The sequence below is a fragment of the Streptomyces daghestanicus genome, from assembly GCF_020521275.1.
Classification (GTDB): Bacteria; Actinomycetota; Actinomycetes; order Streptomycetales; family Streptomycetaceae; genus Streptomyces; species Streptomyces griseoviridis.
Map to the genome: position 1 here is coordinate 312,326 of NZ_BNDX01000018.1, position 13,801 is coordinate 326,126.

Sequence of the window (13,801 nt, forward strand, 5' to 3'; positions counted from 1 at the left end):
GCACGTACGCGGCGAAGTCCGGCCGGGAGGAGTCCGCCACCCGGAACATCAGCGTCATCGGCTGCACCAGCCCGTCCTTTGGCCGCCCGATCTCGTACGGTGCCCCGCAGGCCGCCGCGACGTCCCCGTCGCCGGTGCCGTCCACCACCGCGGCGTCGATCACCACCGGCCCCGACCTGGTCCCGAAGACCACCCGCCGTCCGCCGTCCGGCGGCAACGCCGTCGACGCGAACGCGTGGAACAGCATCAGCACGCCCGACTCGTCCGTCGTCACCAGGGCCGCCGTCGCGTTGCCGCCGAGGAACCCGCACCGCTCGACCAGCACCACCCCGCCCAGGCCGCGGCGAGGGCGGCGGCGGACCCGGCCGGACCGCCGCCGACCACCAGGACGTCGCAGCGGCCCCCGTGCCGGGCGGACCGCGGCGGCAGGGTGACGGTGTGGTGCCCGGCGGGCTCGGGCAGGACCGGCATCACACCTCCAGGGGCCGAGGCTCGGCCGCGGCGGCGTCCCCGCGCGCGCCGACCGCGTCGAGCAGCGTGCCGCAGCGCACACAGGTCTCCCGGGACGCCGCCGTCAGTTCCCGCATCCGGGCCCTGAGGTCCCCCTCGCGGCGCGGATACTCGTCCCAGAGCCGGTCCACCTCCGCGAGCAGCAGCCCGGCCTGCTCCCGCGCCACCCCCACCAGCGCCGGCGCCCCGAGCCGGCGGGCGAAGTCGAAGACCTTGCCGGAGTACGGCAGCGGCAGCACCGGTACGCCGGTCAGCGCCGCGAAGATCACGAAGTGCAGCCGCATGCCGACGGCCAGGTCCAGGTGGCGCATCAGGCCGAGGACCTGCCCGGGGCTGTAGGTGCCGTGCAGGATGCGGCCCTTGTCGGGCTGCGTCATGTGGGAGAGCACGGCGTGCGCGTGCCGTACGTCGTGCCGCTCCATCGGCAGGAAGACCACGTGCGCGTCCAGCCGCCGCACCAGGAAGTCCGCGACCGTGGCGAGCAGCGCGTGGTAGTCGCTCTCGTCGAGTTTCTCCGCCGCCCGGCCGGGCTCCCGTACCGACATCCCCACCAGCCGGCCGTCGGCGGGCACGCCCTCGTCGCGCATCATCGCGTCGGTGAACGGCTCCGGGCGCAGCAGCAGCGCCGGGTCGGCGGTGACGGTGACCTCCCGTTCCAGGCCCACCTCCTCCAGGACCAGCCGCGACTCCTCGTCGCGGACGACCACGTCGTCCATGCCGGCCAGCACCGTGCGGACCGCCTCCCGGTCCTCGGCCTCCCGCAGCGGCCCGGCGCCGATGGCGTAGGCGAAGGTCGGTACGTGCCGGTCCTGCGCGGCGCGCACCAGCCGCAGATAGCGCCGGGCCTCCCCGTCGAAGAGGATGCCGCCGCCGCCCAGCACCAGCAGGTCCAGACCGGGCAGCACGTCCAGGACGCGGTTGCGGCTGACGCCCTCCCAGTCGACCACCTCGTCGGCCTCGTGGTGGTGGGCGCGGGTGTGCTCGGCGTCGCGGCTGAACACGACCAGGCGGGCGTCCGGCCGGTGGGCGCGCAGACAGCCCAGGACGCAGGTCAGGATCGCCTCGTCGCCGGTGTTGAAACCGCCGTAGGAGCCGAGCACGCCGATGCGCGGGCCGGGCCGGGCGGAGGGCGGATGCGAAGGTGCGAGAGTCATCCGGGTGCTCCCTTCACATCGGGCCGGGCAAGCCGCCGGCCGGGGTCGTGCTCAGGCGGGCGGGGCCTGCGCAGGGACCCGGGTTGCCTGCGCGTGCCGCCCGGAAACACCACTTCTGTGGGGGAATGGGTGGCCGGGTGGGGAAGGGATGACCGGCAGTGGCACCGACCCAGCCCCGTCCCCGGTCCCAGGAGCCCCCGTGAACGTCTCCCTCACCGTCTGGCTGCTCACCGTCGCGGCCCTGTGCGTGCTGATCGCCGCCGACTTCCTCATCGGCCGCAGACCGCACGACGTGTCGATCCGGGAGGCCGGGATCTGGACGGGCGTCTGGGTGGCCCTGGCCTGCCTGTTCGGCGTGGGACTGCTGGTGCGGGGCGGGGGCGGGCCGGCGGGGGAGTTCTTCGCCGGGTACCTCACCGAGAAGTCGCTGAGCGTCGACAACCTCTTCGTCTTCGTCCTGATCATGTCGAAGTTCGCCGTGCCGTCGCCGTACCAGCAGCGGGTGCTCATGGTCGGCGTCCTGGTCGCCCTCGTGCTGCGCGCCGGGTTCATCGCGGCCGGCGCGGCGATCATCTCCGCCTTCTCCTGGGTCTTCTACCTGTTCGGCGCCTTCCTGATCTGGACCGCCTGGAAACTGATCCAGGACGCCCGCGGGAAGGGGCACGAGGAGGAGTACGAGGAGAACAAGCTGCTGAAGGCGGCCGAGCGCCGCTTCGGCGTGGCCGACCGCTACCACGGCACCAGGCTGTGGATCGAGCGGGACGGGAAGCGGGTCATGACCCCGATGCTGGTCGTGATGCTCGCGATCGGCACCACCGACGTCCTGTTCGCCCTGGACTCCATCCCCGCCATCTACGGCCTCACCCAGGACCCGTACATCGTCTTCACCGCCAACGCCTTCGCCCTCATGGGACTGCGCCAGCTCTACTTCCTCATCGGCGGCCTGCTCAGGCGGCTGGTCCACCTCTCCTACGGCCTGTCGGTCATCCTCGCTTTCATCGGCGTCAAGCTGGTGCTGCACGCCCTGCACGAGTCGGGGGTGCGCGTCCCGGAGATCGGCATCCCGTTCTCCCTGGGCTTCATCGTGCTCGTCCTCGCCGTCACGACACTGACCAGCCTGCGGGCCTCCCGGAACGCCTCCTAGCCGGTCGGTGTCTGCGTGCCCAGCACGGTGACCAGGGAGAGCTTCTCGGCGTCGGCGGTGCCCGGCTCGGCGGAGTACACCATCACCCGCAGATCACCGCCCGCCACCGTGAGCACGTCGCAGTCCAGCTCCAGCGGACCCACCCGGGGATGGCCGATCGTCTTGCGGGCGGCCTCGTGCCGGCCGACGATCCCCGACTCCCACAGCTCGGCGAAGCGTCCGCTCGCCGCGCGCAGGTCCGCCACCAGCCGCCGCAGCCCCAGGTCGGCCGGGTACCGGCTCACCGTCGTGCGCAGGTCCGCGACCAGCGCCTCCTCGAACGCCCGCCGCTCCCCGGGGCTCTGCCGAGCCCGGCCGCCGGGGCCGGCGAAGTGCCGCCACACGTGGTTGCGCTCGTGCCCGCGCCGCCCGGACGGGTCGCCCATCAGCGCCGCGTACGGCTGGTTGGCGAGCAGCAGCGTCCACGCCGCGTCGAACACGGCGACCGGGGTGCCGGCCAGCCGGTCCAGCAGCCGGCGCACGCTCGGCGGGATGTACTGGGGGACCGTGTCCGGGCCCGGCGGCACCAGTCCGGCCAGCCGGTACAGATGGGCCCGCTCGTCCGGCGGCAGCCGCAGCGCGCGGGCCAGCGCCTCCACGACCTGCGCCGAGGGGTGGGCCGCCCGGCCCTGTTCCAGCCGGGTGACGTAGTCGACGGAGATGCCGGCCAGCAGCGCCAGTTCCTCCCGGCGCAGCCCGGCCGCGCGCCGGGGACCGCCGGCCGGCAGCCCGGCCGACGCGGGGGAGACCCGGTCGCGCCAGCGGCGTACGGCCCGTCCGAACTCGGTCGTCGTCGTCATGGTCCCAGTGAACACCGCCCGGCGGCCGGGTACCTGGTACCGCTGGTCCCAGGCGGCGCGGACCGCTCAGCGCAGGCGGCGCAGCCAGTCCAGCCGGGCCGCGCGCGCCGAACGGGAGACGGCCGCGTCCGGCGCGAGGGCGTCGAAGCCGTGGTATCCGCCGGGCCACACATGCAGTTCCGCGACGCCGCCGGCCGCCCACAGCCGGGAGGCGTAGGCGACGGTCTCGTCCCGGAAGGTCTCCGCCGACCCGACGTCCAGGAAGGCCGGGGGCAGCCCCGACAGGTCACGGGCCCGGGCGGGCGCCGCGTACGGGGAGACGCCGGGGCCGCCCGCCCGCTCGCCCAGCAGCGCCCGCCACGCGGTCGCGCTCGCCGAGCGGTCCCAGGTGCCGAGGCCCGCCAGCTGACGGGCGGAGACCGAGTCGCCCCGGTCGTCGAGCATCGGGGACATCAGCAGCTGGCCGGCCGGACGGGGCCCGCCGCGGTCCCGGGCGAGCAGCGCCAGCGCGGCACAGAGCCCGCCGCCCGCGCTCGCGCCCACCGCCACGATCCGCGCCGGGTCGGCGCCCAGCTCCGCCGCGTGCCCGGCGGTCCACAGCAGCCCGGCGTAGACGTCCTCCACCGGGGCGGGGTGCGGATGCTCCGGGGCCAGCCGGTACTCCACCGACACCACGACCGCGCCCAGCTCCGCCGCCCAGGTCAGCGGCTCCTCCAGACCGGCCCGGTTGGTGCCGAGGACCAGGCCGCCGCCGTGCACGTGGTACAGGACGGGCAGCGGCCCCGGCGCGGGCGGGGCGACCGGCCGGCAGACCAGCAGGGAGAGGTCCGGGGCACCGGGCGGGCCGGGCACCCACCGGTCCGCCGCGTCGAACGCCCCGCCGCGCGTCGGGTCCAGCGCGGCGGCCAGCTCCCGGCCCGTGGCGCGGCGCGCGGGGATGTCTTCCGGCGCCAGACCCGGACCGGCGTCCGGACCGAGCTGTTCCAGGGCGGCGGCGAGTTCGGGGTCGAACGGGGGCGGGACCTCGGTCATCGTGCTCCTCCACACCGGGCCGCTGCGGCAGTGCGGCCCACCACCATCGTCCCTGCCCCGCACGGGCCGTGCCGTGCGCGGACTCGGAGTGCTGATTCCCGCGGCGACGCGCCCGGGACGCCGCGGGGCCGGAGCCCCGTAGGACTCCGGCCCCGGAACCACCCGGAGGGTCAGGCGGCGGCCTCGCCCGCGTGGGCGTGCAGGCGCGCGACGACCTCGGTCAGCTGGGCGGCGACCTCGGAGTCGTCCACCGGGTGGGTCCCGGCGAAGCGGGTCACCGAACCGGGGATGGACAGCTTCAGGTCCTCGATCACCTTGCCGCCGGCGATGCCCACGGCCTTGCGGGTCTCGTCCTGCGCCCACACGCCGCCGTACTGGCCGAAGGCGGTGCCGATCACGGCGACGGGCTTGCCGCCGAAGGCGCCGGCGCCGAACGGGCGGGACAGCCAGTCGATGGCGTTCTTCAGCACGGCCGGCATGGTGCCGTTGTACTCGGGCGACAGGATCAGGAAGGCGTCGGCGGCCTGCGCGGCCTCCCGCAGCCGGACGGCGGCGGCCGGGACACTGCCCTCGACGTCGATGTCCTCGTTGTAGAACGGGACATCGGCGAGGCCCTCGTAGAGCTGGACGTCGGCACCCTCCGGGGCGAGCTTGCCGGCCGCCTCGGCGAGCTGGCGGTTGTGCGAACCGGCGCGAAGGCTGCCGACGAGGGCGAGGATGCGAACAGACATGGTGATGACTCCAGGCGCTGAAACACTGCGGAAACGAACCGGACCGAGGTCCGTTTAAAGTTGTAGCACCTTAAGCGGACTACGGTCCAGTTCTCTTCCCGATGCTCTACGCTGACGCCATGTCCGCCACCCTTCCGCCCCCGCCCGGACCACGCCCCCAGCTGCCCGTGGAGTTGCTCGACACGCTGCCGTCGGGTTTCGATCCGGTGGCGGACGAGCCGTGCCTGCGCGCCGACGCCGCCCGCAACCGCGCCCGGCTGCTGGAGGCCGCCGCCCGGCTGGTCGCCGAGCACGGCGCCGCCGGCGTCACCATGGAGGCGGTGGCCGCGGCGGCCCAGGTGGGCAAGGGCACCGTCTTCCGCCGTTTCGGCGACCGCACCGGCCTGCTGATGGCCCTGATGGACCACTCGGAGAAGAAGTTCCAGGCCGCGCTGCTCAGCGGCCCGCCGCCGCTGGGGCCCGGCGCCCCGCCCGCCGAGCGGCTGCGCGCCTTCGGCCTCGCCATGCTGAGCCGCGCCGGTGAGGAACTGGAACTGCAACTGGCCGCCGAACCCGCTCCCGAGCGCCGCTACACCGTCCCGGCCCGCCGCTTCCACCGCGCCCACGTCGCCCTGCTGCTGCGCCAGGCGGCGCCCGACGCCGACAGCGAACTGCTCGCCCACACGCTGCTGTCCTTCCTCGACCCGGCGCTGATCCACCATCTGACCGTGCAGTGCGGGCAGCCGCTGGAGCGCCTGGAGCGGGCGTGGACGGACCTGGTGGCCCGGACGACCGGGACCGCGCCGCCGGAGTGAGCACGGCGGCGGCCCGGCGCGGACGCCGGCGGGCCCCGTCCGGCCGGTCCGCCCTCGTGCGGGCGCCGGGTCCGGTCCCGGCGGGCAGCGGTGGGGCCGGTCAGTCCAGTACCGGCGGGGTCGGCGTGGGCGTACGGCCGGCCAGAACGGTTTCGAGCCGCTGGGTGCCCTGCCGGACCGCCGCCTCGGTGGTGCTCGCCCCGGCGCCGTCCAGGCCGCCCTGGGTGACCGTGATCGCGTCGGTGCCGACCCGCACCACCGCCACCGACAGGGTGAGGGTGACCGGGTCGCCGTCGGCGGAGCCCCGTACCGTCACCGTGAGGCCCTGCCGGGCGTCGCCCACGCGCGGCAGCGACGTCTCCACCACCTCGACGGTGCGTTCCGCGCCGTCCTCGCCGGTCAGCGTGAACCGGTCACAGGTCTGGGGCAGCGACCGCAGCCGGCGCATCGAGCGGTCGAGGGCGGCCCGGTCGTAGGCGGCGACCTGGTACAGCAGCCGCGAGTCGCCCTCCTGGAAGCCGGTGAGCGCCGACGCTCCGGAGGGGCGGCCCAGCAGTGTCTCGTCGAAGAGCGAGTCGGCCAGGCGCCGGCAGTCGGCCGCGTCGGCCCTGCCCGTCAGGAACTGCGCCATGTCGACCTTGCCGACCAGCAGGCGGTCCCGCCAGGACCGGGCGGTCCGCTGCGACACCTGGTTCCAGGCGTCCTCGATGTCCGCCTCGGTGATCAGCGCGAGACGCGCGCCCGCCGCGGTGAGGCCGGGGGAGGCCGAGGGGCTCGCGGGCGAGGTGGTCGGCGCGGCCGCGGCCTGCCGGCCGGGACCGACACCGCCGCGCGACGCGGACGGGGAACCGGTGTCCCCGCCGGTGCAGGCCGCGGTGGCGCACAGGGCCCCGGTCACCAGGGCCGCGGCGAGGAGACGGGCCGGGCGGGCGGCCCGCGCCGGCCGGGGTGTGCGGGGGGTGGTCACCTGTGCCTCCTGAGGACGGGAATGACGGCCCGGCGCCTGCGCGCCCGGCGGTCCCTTCGTGCTCCCACCGCACCACCGCCCGGCCGTCACGACCAGCGCAGCGCGGTCGGACGGGTGAACGCGGCCGGCCGCGGCCCGGACCCGGTGACGCCTCACGGGACGTCGGCGGCCTCGGCGATGTCCGTCCGCAGCCGGGACATGACCTCGCTCATCTCGGCGGCTTCCGGAGAACCCGGTGCCGCGTCGCCGGCGCCCCGCAGCCATCCGGCCGTCGCCAGGGCGACCCGGGCCGCCTCGGGCGCCTCCTGGCGCCCGAGGAGTTCCTCGATCCGCTGCGCGACGTCGGCGAGCGTCTCCTCGGTGGTCTCCGGGGGCAGGACGTCCCGCAGCTCGGCCGGCGGTGCGCCGCGGTCGCGGAGGGCGCTGACCGCCTCGATCACGGGGGGACGCTCGGAGAAGTGGTCCAGATTGTCCATCAACGCGAAGAGCCGCGCGGTCAGCCGCGGCAGACCGGGGTGCCGGTCGAGCCACTCCAGCAGTTGCCGCCGCCCCCCGAGGTGCCGGCCGACCTCGCTCAGCCGCTCCTCGGCGCGCGGAGTCAGTGACCAGCTCAGCGGGAGGACCAGGGCGACCTCTTCCGCGAAGCGGGCCTCGGCCGGCCCGTCCAGCGTGCCCGCCGTGAACCCGCCGACCTTCTCCGCGTCCAGACCGAACGCGTCCGGACCGACGGGGTCCCCGGAACGCCGGCCGCCCGGCCGTCGGTGCAGCAACTCTCCGGCGATCCTGCCGAGCGGCTTGGCGTGCATGGGTCCTCCAGCGGGACGCGACGTGAGTTCTTCGCGGTCGGCGCGCCGGGCCCGGGCCCACCGGCCGGGCGCGCGCGTTCCGCGCGGTCACCGACGACGCAGCCCCACTGTGCCGCTGCCCGCACGCGGGCGCATGCCGGGCCGGGCAGGCGGGCGAACCGTCCCGCGCCGTCCCGCGGTCAGCCGCCCGGCGCGGCCGGGGAGGTCAGGGCGTCGCCCCGCAGCGCCCGCCCCAGCGCCTCCAGCCTGTCGTACAGCTCCGGGTGGCGGACGGCCAGCGCCGCGGGCGGGCGGGCGGTGACCGACCGCAGGGGCGGGGAGCCGGGCAGACCCTGCCGGGCAGCGTCCGCCAGGTGCCGCAGGTACGCGCCGGCCAGCGCGCCGCCGCCCGGGTCCGGTCGTGCCGGCCCGGTGCCGGGCGGCCGCGGCGGGAGCAGGCGGCGCACCGTCAGTAACGTCGGCCACAGCCGGTCCGCCGTACCGGTCGGCCGGATCTCCTCGGCGGGCACCGACGCGTACATGTCCCACAGAACCGCCGCGCGCTGCCACGCGAGCCCCTCCGCGCGGGCGTCGGCACCCCCGCCGCGCAGCCGCTCGCACACGGCCGCCCCGGCCGCCGCCACGGCCTCCGAGACGGCCGCTGACACCGCGCGGGCCGGCACCCCGGGCACCGACACGGCGGCGGCCAGCCCGACGGTGAGTCCCAGGGCGAGGTCCAGCATGCGGTAGAGGGCCAGTTCCTCCAGACTGCGGCCCGGCGGCAGGACGGCCCCGACCAGCAGCAGCGCCACCGGGGTGTTCAGCAGCATGCGCGTGAAGAGGGCACCGGCCGGAACGGCCCGGGAGACCGCGTGCACCACGGTGGCCGTGGCCACCGTCGCCCACAGCCCCGGTTCGTGGAGGTGGCACGCGACGGCGGTGACACCGGCACCGGCCACCGTGCCGGTCAGCCGGGCCGCGGCCCGCCGGGGCGGCCGCCGGTCGGCGCCCTGCAGCGCGGCGGCCGCGCCCACCGCCACCCAGGCCGGGTGCAGGACCGGCAGGACGGTCCCCAGCGCGGTGCCGGCCGCCACGGCGAGCCCCACCCGCAGCGCGACGGCCGGGGCGGGCGACGAGAGCGACAGCAGCCGGCGCAGCTCGGTGCCCGGACCGGTGCGCGGCGGCAGGGGCCTGGGCCACAGGTCCCGCGCGGCGCGCAGCAGCCCCGGGGAGAGCGCGCAGACGTCCTCCGGGCGGGGCGGCGGGGCGTATCCGCTCTCCCGCGCATCGGGCCGGCGCACCGGGTCCCGGCCGGACCGCACCGCGGCAGCCGCCTCGCGCAGGGCGGCGGGCCAGGCCGCGGGGACCGGCCGGTCCGGCCGCTGTGCCGCCTCCGACGCGGCGTCCAGCACGGTCTCCGACCGCAGCGCCAGGGCGTAGAGCGTGAGCAGCCGGGGCGGGGGAGGGCCCGCGGCACGCCCCCTGGCGTCCGCGACGGACGACCACGCGGCGTGCACCGCCCCGTAGGCCCGGCGCTGGGCGGCCGCCGTCCGGTCAGGCGCGCCGCCGTTCCCGGCCGTCGACCGCGCGAAGTCGGCGACGGCGCGCAGCGCGGTCGCCACCGCCCTTTCCTCGGGGGCGTGGGGCGCGACGAGCCGCCCCGACATGGCGGTGGCCCAGGAGAGGGCCGCGCCGAACAGTAGGAAACCGGTCCGCGAGGCCGTGTCCGCGAGGCCGGCCGGCGGCAGGAACGCGGTCAGCGCCGCCACCAGCACGACGAAATAACTTCCCGGACCGCTCAGGTGCAGCGTGCGGACGAACAGCGTGGCGACGGCGGCGAACACCGACAGGACTCCGGCCATCGCCCACACCGTGCCGGCGGCGAGCGAACCCGCCAGGAAAGCCGCGGCGAACCCGGCGGACAGCACCGCGAGCAGCGGGCCCCGGCGCGGGTAGGGGTCGCGGGCGCCGTAGGCGTCGATGTAGCAGCCCATGGCGGCGAAGATGCCGTTGTGGACGCCGGCCCAGGCCGTGACCAGCCCGAAGGACGTCCCGTAGGCGACCAGGGCCTTGGCCCCGCGGGCGCGGTCCAGCCGGGAGACCGCCTCGCGCCACCGGCGCCGGGCGTGGGTGACGGCGGTCGTCACCACAGGGCGGCGGCGACGGCCGAGCCCGCGAACGACAGGGCCAGGCCGGCGGCGACCGTCACCAGCAGGTACCCGGCGGCCGCGGCGGTGCGCCGGCCGCCGGCGGTGGCCAGCACCTCGTGGGAGAACGTCGACCAGGTGGACAGGGCACCGCAGAAACCCGTCGCCAGCAGCGCTTGCCCCGGGGCACCCAGCGCGTCGTCCCCACCCGCCTCGGTCAGGAACCCGAGCACGAGACACGCGGCCATGTTGGCGAGGAAGGTCCCCCAGTGGAAGGGGCGGCTCTGGTGCGGGCCCGCCGCCAGCCCGATGGAATAGCGGGCGACCGCCCCGCAGGCTCCGCCCGCCAGGACCAGCAGCACGGTGTTCACGGGGCGACGCTCCCGGCCCCGTCACCGGTGCCGCGAGGCCCGGTCAGGACGGCGCGCGCCAGGGCCGCGCCGAGGGCGACGCCGGCCAGGGCCCCGGCCACGGTCGACACCAGACAGCCCGCCGCGGCACCCGGCTGGCCGTTCTCGAACAGGCGCCGCACATCGTCCGTGTACGACGAGAACGTCGTGAAACCGCCCAGCACACCCGTGCCCAGCAAGGGGTTCAGCAGCGCGGGGGCCCTGGTGAACCGCTCCTTGAGCGCCACCGTCAGCACGCCCATGAGGAAGCAGCCGACGGTGTTGATCAGCAGGGTGGTCCAGGGGAAGGCCGCCTCGCCCGTACGCCACACCAGGCGCGCGTCGCTGCCATTGGGCCACGCGGCGGACACCCCGAGGCGCAGGGCGGCCCCCGCCGCACCGCCGACGGCCACCGCGGCGACCACCGGCCAGGTCCGGCCGTTCGCCTGATCCGGGTGCGACTGGAGATGAAAGTCACCAAAACGTCCCATATGTTCACCCTAGGTGGTCGGCGCAGAGCCGGTCGTAGGCGGCGGACGGACGGAGGGACATCAGCCCGATCGGCGCAGCGGCACCGTGTTCCGGAGGACGGTTGTGACGACAAGCAGGACGCCCGCCGGCGCACCCGCGGGAGCGGGGGGCGCATGGCGGGGAACGGCGCTCGGCGCACTGCGCGGCGTGGGCCAGGTCGACTTCCAGTCGAGTCTGCCGGCCTCCGCGGTCATCGCGGTCGCCCTGTGGGTGGAGAGCTGGGAGACGGGCCTCTTCGCCGTCATCGGGGCCGTCGTGTCGACGCTCACGGCCCGCCTGCTCGCCGTCCCGCGCGACACGCTGGACCAGGGGCTGATGACCTACTGCGGCGTGCTCGGCGGCATCGCCATGCTCGTGTACCTCGGACACCACCCCTCGACCTATGTCATGGCCGTGTGCGCCGCCGTCATGTGCACCCTGGTCACCGCCGCGCTCGGTCACCTGCTCGGCCCCTTCGGGCTCAAGGCGTTCACCGGGCCCTTCTGCCTCGTGTCGCTGGTCATGGTCCTGGGCGCCCCGTCCTTCGACCGTGTCTGGCACGGGACCCCGAGGACGGCGGTGACTCCGGCCGCCTCCTCCTCGCCCGACGTCGGCTGGACGGACCTGTGGCAGGGCTTCTTCACCAACATCGGGCAGATCTTCTTCGCCGGTACCTGGTACGTCGGCCTGATCATGCTGGCCGGACTGTTCCTGGCGGGCTGGAGGGTGGGCCTGTTCGCCGCGGTGGGCAGCGTCACCGGGCTCCTCGTCGCCTGGGCCCTGGGCGCGCCCGCCGCGCTGATCGGCGAGGGCATCTACGGCTACAACGCCGTGCTGACCGCCCTCGCCTTCGGTGTCGTCCTGCTGCGTGCCACCGCCTGGAATCACGCCTACGCCGTGCTGGCCGCCGCGGCGAGCACCGGTCTGACCGCCTCGCTCTCCGTGCTCTTCGACGCGTTCGGCAGCCACACCTTCACCTGGCCGTTCAACATCACCACCTGGGCGCTGCTGGCGGCCGTACCGCTCCTGCCGCGCATCACCCGCGCGGAGGACGGCTGAGCCGCCGGCCGCCCAGCACCGCGCGGGCAACCGCTACCGAGGAAGGCATCCCGATGAACCTGGCCCCCCGCGAGATCGACAAGCTGCTCGTGTACGTCGTGGCCGACCTGGCCCGCAAGCGGCACGACCGCGGTCTCAAGCTCAACTACAGCGAGGCGGTGGCGCTCATCACCGAGGCCATCCTCGAGGCCGCCCGCGACGGCAGGAGCGTCGCCGACTGCATGGAGCTCGGGCGACAGGTCCTCACCGAGGACGACACGATGCCGGGAGTGCGCGAGATGCTGCCGCTCCTCCAGGTGGAGGCGACCTTCGACGACGGCAACAAGCTCGTCTCCTGCCACGACCCGGTCGGGGGCTGACCCCGTGCACGGCGAAGTGGTCGTCGTCGGCGGACACGAGAGCGACGGCGGGCGGGCCCTGCGACCCCTGCTGGGCCCGCGGGCCACGGCGGTCGCCGGGGGACGCGACCTGTACCGCCGCGTCGCCGCCCTGCGCGAGCGGGGCGCGCCGGTGTGCGTCGTGCCGATGACCCTGGGACGCGACCCCGCGCTCACGGCGGACGCGGCGCGCACGCTGCGCGCGCTGCCCGCCACGGCGCGCGCCCACGTGGTCCTGGCCGAACCGTTCGGCACCGCCGAGCATCTCGTCGGCTGGCTGCGTGCGGCCGCCGGCAAGGTGCCCGCCGACCAGGCGCTGCTGATCACCGCCCCCGTCGGCGACCCCTTCACCGACGCGGACCTCTTCCGCACGGCCCGTCTCGTCCGGCAGTACGGACGGCACCGGACGGTCGAGGTGGCCCTGACGGGCGGGGACCCCGACCCGGCCGAGGGGGTCCGCCGCTGCCGGGCGCTCGGGGCGTCGCACGTCACGCTGCTCCCGGCCGCCTGGGTCACGCCGCCCGTGCCCGACCCGGAGCACTGCTCACCGGGCGGACCGCTGCTCACGGCGTCCGGTGTGGCGGGCGTGCTCGACGCGCGCGTGCGCCAGGCGTGGCAGCGCCGGGAACGCCAGGGGGACGACGGCCTGGTCCGCGGTCTCGCCGCCGACCGGGCCCACGGTCACGCCCACAGTCACGGCCCCGGCGAGGGTCACGACCACGGTCACGGCCCCGGTGAGGGCCAGGCCCACGGTCACGGCCCCGGTCACGGCCCCGCTGAGGGTCACGCCCACAGTCACCGCCCCGGCGAGGACCACGCCCGCCCGCAGCCGGCGGCCCACGGCCACGCCTCCGAGCACGACCACGCCCTCATGCGAAGCAGGAGCACACGATGACACTCCCCCCGCGATACCAGTACGGAGACGGCGACATCGAGATCAACGCCGGCCGGCGGACGGTCGAGGTGACGGTCCGCAACACCGGCGACCGGGCGATCCAGGTCGGCTCCCACTACCACTTCTTCGAGGCGAACTCCGCCCTGGACTTCGACCGCAACGTGACTCTGGGAATGCACCTCAACATCCCGGCGGGCCTCTCCGTGCGCTTCGAGCCGGGAGGCACGCACGAGGTCGAGCTGTGCGCGTACGCCGGCACCGGCCGTCTCACCGGCTTCAGCGGTCTGCTCAACGGCAGCATCAAGTCCCACCCGGCGCGCGTCGAGGCGGTCAGCCGCGCGCTGGAGCGAGGTTTCCACGGCGCCGGACCCGAGGACGGCGCGGACCCGGACGCCGGCTCCTCCTCCGGCGGCCGGCGGCGAAGCGAGGCCGACGGCAAGAAGTCCAAGAAGAGGGGATCCCACTGAC

16 protein-coding genes and 1 pseudogene are annotated in these 13,801 nt (G+C 75.7%); 6 read left to right on the top strand and 11 right to left on the bottom strand.

The genetic code is table 11. From position 1 onward, the window contains the following. Positions 1 to 10 precede the first annotated feature (10 nt). The 3 genes and pseudogenes from Sdagh_RS36600 to Sdagh_RS33805 all read right to left on the bottom strand — a co-directional run. Positions 11 to 247, bottom strand: a pseudogene (locus tag Sdagh_RS36600) (FAD-dependent oxidoreductase); the annotation flags it as partial. Between the two features lie 23 nt (positions 248 to 270). Continuing rightward, a complete protein-coding gene (locus tag Sdagh_RS33800; RefSeq protein ID WP_226536134.1) occupies positions 271 to 471 on the bottom strand; it encodes a hypothetical protein in 201 nt (66 codons plus the stop codon). Further along, positions 471 to 1,664, bottom strand: coding sequence for a polysaccharide pyruvyl transferase family protein (locus tag Sdagh_RS33805; RefSeq protein WP_189413991.1), 1,194 nt, complete (start codon positions 1,662 to 1,664; stop codon positions 471 to 473). Before Sdagh_RS33805 ends, Sdagh_RS33800 begins: the two co-directional genes overlap by 1 nt. Before the next feature lie 199 nt (positions 1,665 to 1,863). Between Sdagh_RS33805 and Sdagh_RS33810 the strand changes: the two genes are divergently transcribed. Continuing rightward, positions 1,864 to 2,808, top strand: a complete 945-nt coding sequence (locus tag Sdagh_RS33810; RefSeq protein WP_190076436.1) for a TerC family protein — start codon at positions 1,864 to 1,866, stop codon at positions 2,806 to 2,808. Here the strand turns inward: Sdagh_RS33810 and Sdagh_RS33815 are convergent. The 3 genes from Sdagh_RS33815 to Sdagh_RS33825 all read right to left on the bottom strand — a co-directional run bounded on the left by Sdagh_RS33815 (position 2,805) and on the right by Sdagh_RS33825 (position 5,410). After that, on the bottom strand, positions 2,805 to 3,647 hold the full coding sequence (locus Sdagh_RS33815) for a helix-turn-helix transcriptional regulator (protein WP_189413995.1): 843 nt from the start codon (positions 3,645 to 3,647) through the stop codon (positions 2,805 to 2,807). The genes Sdagh_RS33810 and Sdagh_RS33815 overlap by 4 nt on opposite strands. 66 nt (positions 3,648 to 3,713) lie before the next feature. Beyond that, positions 3,714 to 4,679: an alpha/beta hydrolase gene (locus tag Sdagh_RS33820; protein ID WP_189413997.1), complete on the bottom strand. Its 966-nt coding sequence runs from the start codon at positions 4,677 to 4,679 to the stop codon at positions 3,714 to 3,716. Positions 4,680 to 4,849: 170 nt separating this feature from the next. Further along, positions 4,850 to 5,410: an NADPH-dependent FMN reductase gene (locus Sdagh_RS33825; protein WP_190076437.1), complete on the bottom strand. Its 561-nt coding sequence runs from the start codon at positions 5,408 to 5,410 to the stop codon at positions 4,850 to 4,852. A 119-nt stretch (positions 5,411 to 5,529) separates the two neighbouring features. On the opposite strand from Sdagh_RS33825, the gene Sdagh_RS33830 reads away from it, so the two are divergent. Next, positions 5,530 to 6,204: a TetR/AcrR family transcriptional regulator gene (locus tag Sdagh_RS33830; RefSeq protein ID WP_226536136.1), complete on the top strand. Its 675-nt coding sequence runs from the start codon at positions 5,530 to 5,532 to the stop codon at positions 6,202 to 6,204. A 100-nt stretch (positions 6,205 to 6,304) separates the two neighbouring features. Here the strand turns inward: Sdagh_RS33830 and Sdagh_RS33835 are convergent, their stop codons facing one another. From Sdagh_RS33835 to Sdagh_RS33855, 5 genes are all read right to left on the bottom strand, one after another. Beyond that, on the bottom strand, positions 6,305 to 7,171 hold the full coding sequence (locus Sdagh_RS33835; protein WP_189414003.1) for a hypothetical protein: 867 nt from the start codon (positions 7,169 to 7,171) through the stop codon (positions 6,305 to 6,307). 152 nt (positions 7,172 to 7,323) lie between these two features. Further along, on the bottom strand, positions 7,324 to 7,977 hold the full coding sequence (locus Sdagh_RS33840) for a hypothetical protein (protein WP_189414004.1): 654 nt from the start codon (positions 7,975 to 7,977) through the stop codon (positions 7,324 to 7,326). Positions 7,978 to 8,156: 179 nt separating this feature from the next. Then, positions 8,157 to 10,106: an FUSC family protein gene (locus Sdagh_RS33845; RefSeq protein WP_190076438.1), complete on the bottom strand. Its 1,950-nt coding sequence runs from the start codon at positions 10,104 to 10,106 to the stop codon at positions 8,157 to 8,159. Next, positions 10,100 to 10,474, bottom strand: coding sequence for a fluoride efflux transporter FluC (locus Sdagh_RS33850; RefSeq protein ID WP_190076439.1), 375 nt, complete (start codon positions 10,472 to 10,474; stop codon positions 10,100 to 10,102). The genes Sdagh_RS33845 and Sdagh_RS33850 overlap by 7 nt, the downstream gene beginning before the upstream one ends. After that, entirely contained in the window at positions 10,471 to 10,983 is a 513-nt protein-coding gene (locus Sdagh_RS33855; protein ID WP_190076440.1) for a fluoride efflux transporter FluC, read from the bottom strand. The genes Sdagh_RS33850 and Sdagh_RS33855 overlap by 4 nt, the downstream gene beginning before the upstream one ends. A gap of 187 nt (positions 10,984 to 11,170) precedes the next feature. Here Sdagh_RS33855 and Sdagh_RS33860 point away from each other — a divergent pair, with 187 nt between their 5' ends. From Sdagh_RS33860 to Sdagh_RS33875, 4 genes are read left to right on the top strand one after another with little or no spacing between them, the layout of a single operon-like run. Then, complete coding sequence (locus Sdagh_RS33860) at positions 11,171 to 12,061, top strand: urea transporter (RefSeq protein ID WP_190076441.1); 891 nt, start codon at positions 11,171 to 11,173, stop codon at positions 12,059 to 12,061. A gap of 53 nt (positions 12,062 to 12,114) precedes the next feature. Continuing rightward, positions 12,115 to 12,420, top strand: a complete 306-nt coding sequence (locus Sdagh_RS33865; RefSeq protein ID WP_189414014.1) for an urease subunit gamma — start codon at positions 12,115 to 12,117, stop codon at positions 12,418 to 12,420. 4 nt (positions 12,421 to 12,424) lie between these two features. Beyond that, a complete protein-coding gene (locus Sdagh_RS33870) occupies positions 12,425 to 13,333 on the top strand; it encodes a sirohydrochlorin chelatase (protein ID WP_190076442.1) in 909 nt (302 codons plus the stop codon). Continuing rightward, the gene (locus Sdagh_RS33875) at positions 13,330 to 13,800 is read left to right on the top strand and encodes an urease subunit beta (protein WP_189414021.1); all 471 of its coding nucleotides are present in this window, start codon (positions 13,330 to 13,332) and stop codon (positions 13,798 to 13,800) included. Before Sdagh_RS33870 ends, Sdagh_RS33875 begins: the two co-directional genes overlap by 4 nt. Position 13,801: the final 1 nt, after the last annotated feature.

What these genes read in the sequence shown, in the direction of transcription:
- Sdagh_RS33800 (WP_226536134.1), bottom strand. Translation starts at nt 471, where the DNA reads ATGCCGGTCCTGCCCGAGCCCGCCGGGCACCACACCGTCACCCTGCCG.
- Sdagh_RS33805 (WP_189413991.1), bottom strand. Translation starts at nt 1,664, where the DNA reads ATGACTCTCGCACCTTCGCATCCGCCCTCCGCCCGGCCCGGCCCGCGC.
- Sdagh_RS33815 (WP_189413995.1), bottom strand. Translation starts at nt 3,647, where the DNA reads ATGACGACGACGACCGAGTTCGGACGGGCCGTACGCCGCTGGCGCGAC.
- Sdagh_RS33820 (WP_189413997.1), bottom strand. Translation starts at nt 4,679, where the DNA reads ATGACCGAGGTCCCGCCCCCGTTCGACCCCGAACTCGCCGCCGCCCTG.
- Sdagh_RS33825 (WP_190076437.1), bottom strand. Translation starts at nt 5,410, where the DNA reads ATGTCTGTTCGCATCCTCGCCCTCGTCGGCAGCCTTCGCGCCGGTTCG.
- Sdagh_RS33830 (WP_226536136.1), top strand. Translation starts at nt 5,530, where the DNA reads ATGTCCGCCACCCTTCCGCCCCCGCCCGGACCACGCCCCCAGCTGCCC.
- Sdagh_RS33840 (WP_189414004.1), bottom strand. Translation starts at nt 7,977, where the DNA reads ATGCACGCCAAGCCGCTCGGCAGGATCGCCGGAGAGTTGCTGCACCGA.
- Sdagh_RS33855 (WP_190076440.1), bottom strand. Translation starts at nt 10,983, where the DNA reads ATGGGACGTTTTGGTGACTTTCATCTCCAGTCGCACCCGGATCAGGCG.
- Sdagh_RS33865 (WP_189414014.1), top strand. Translation starts at nt 12,115, where the DNA reads ATGAACCTGGCCCCCCGCGAGATCGACAAGCTGCTCGTGTACGTCGTG.
- Sdagh_RS33875 (WP_189414021.1), top strand. Translation starts at nt 13,330, where the DNA reads ATGACACTCCCCCCGCGATACCAGTACGGAGACGGCGACATCGAGATC.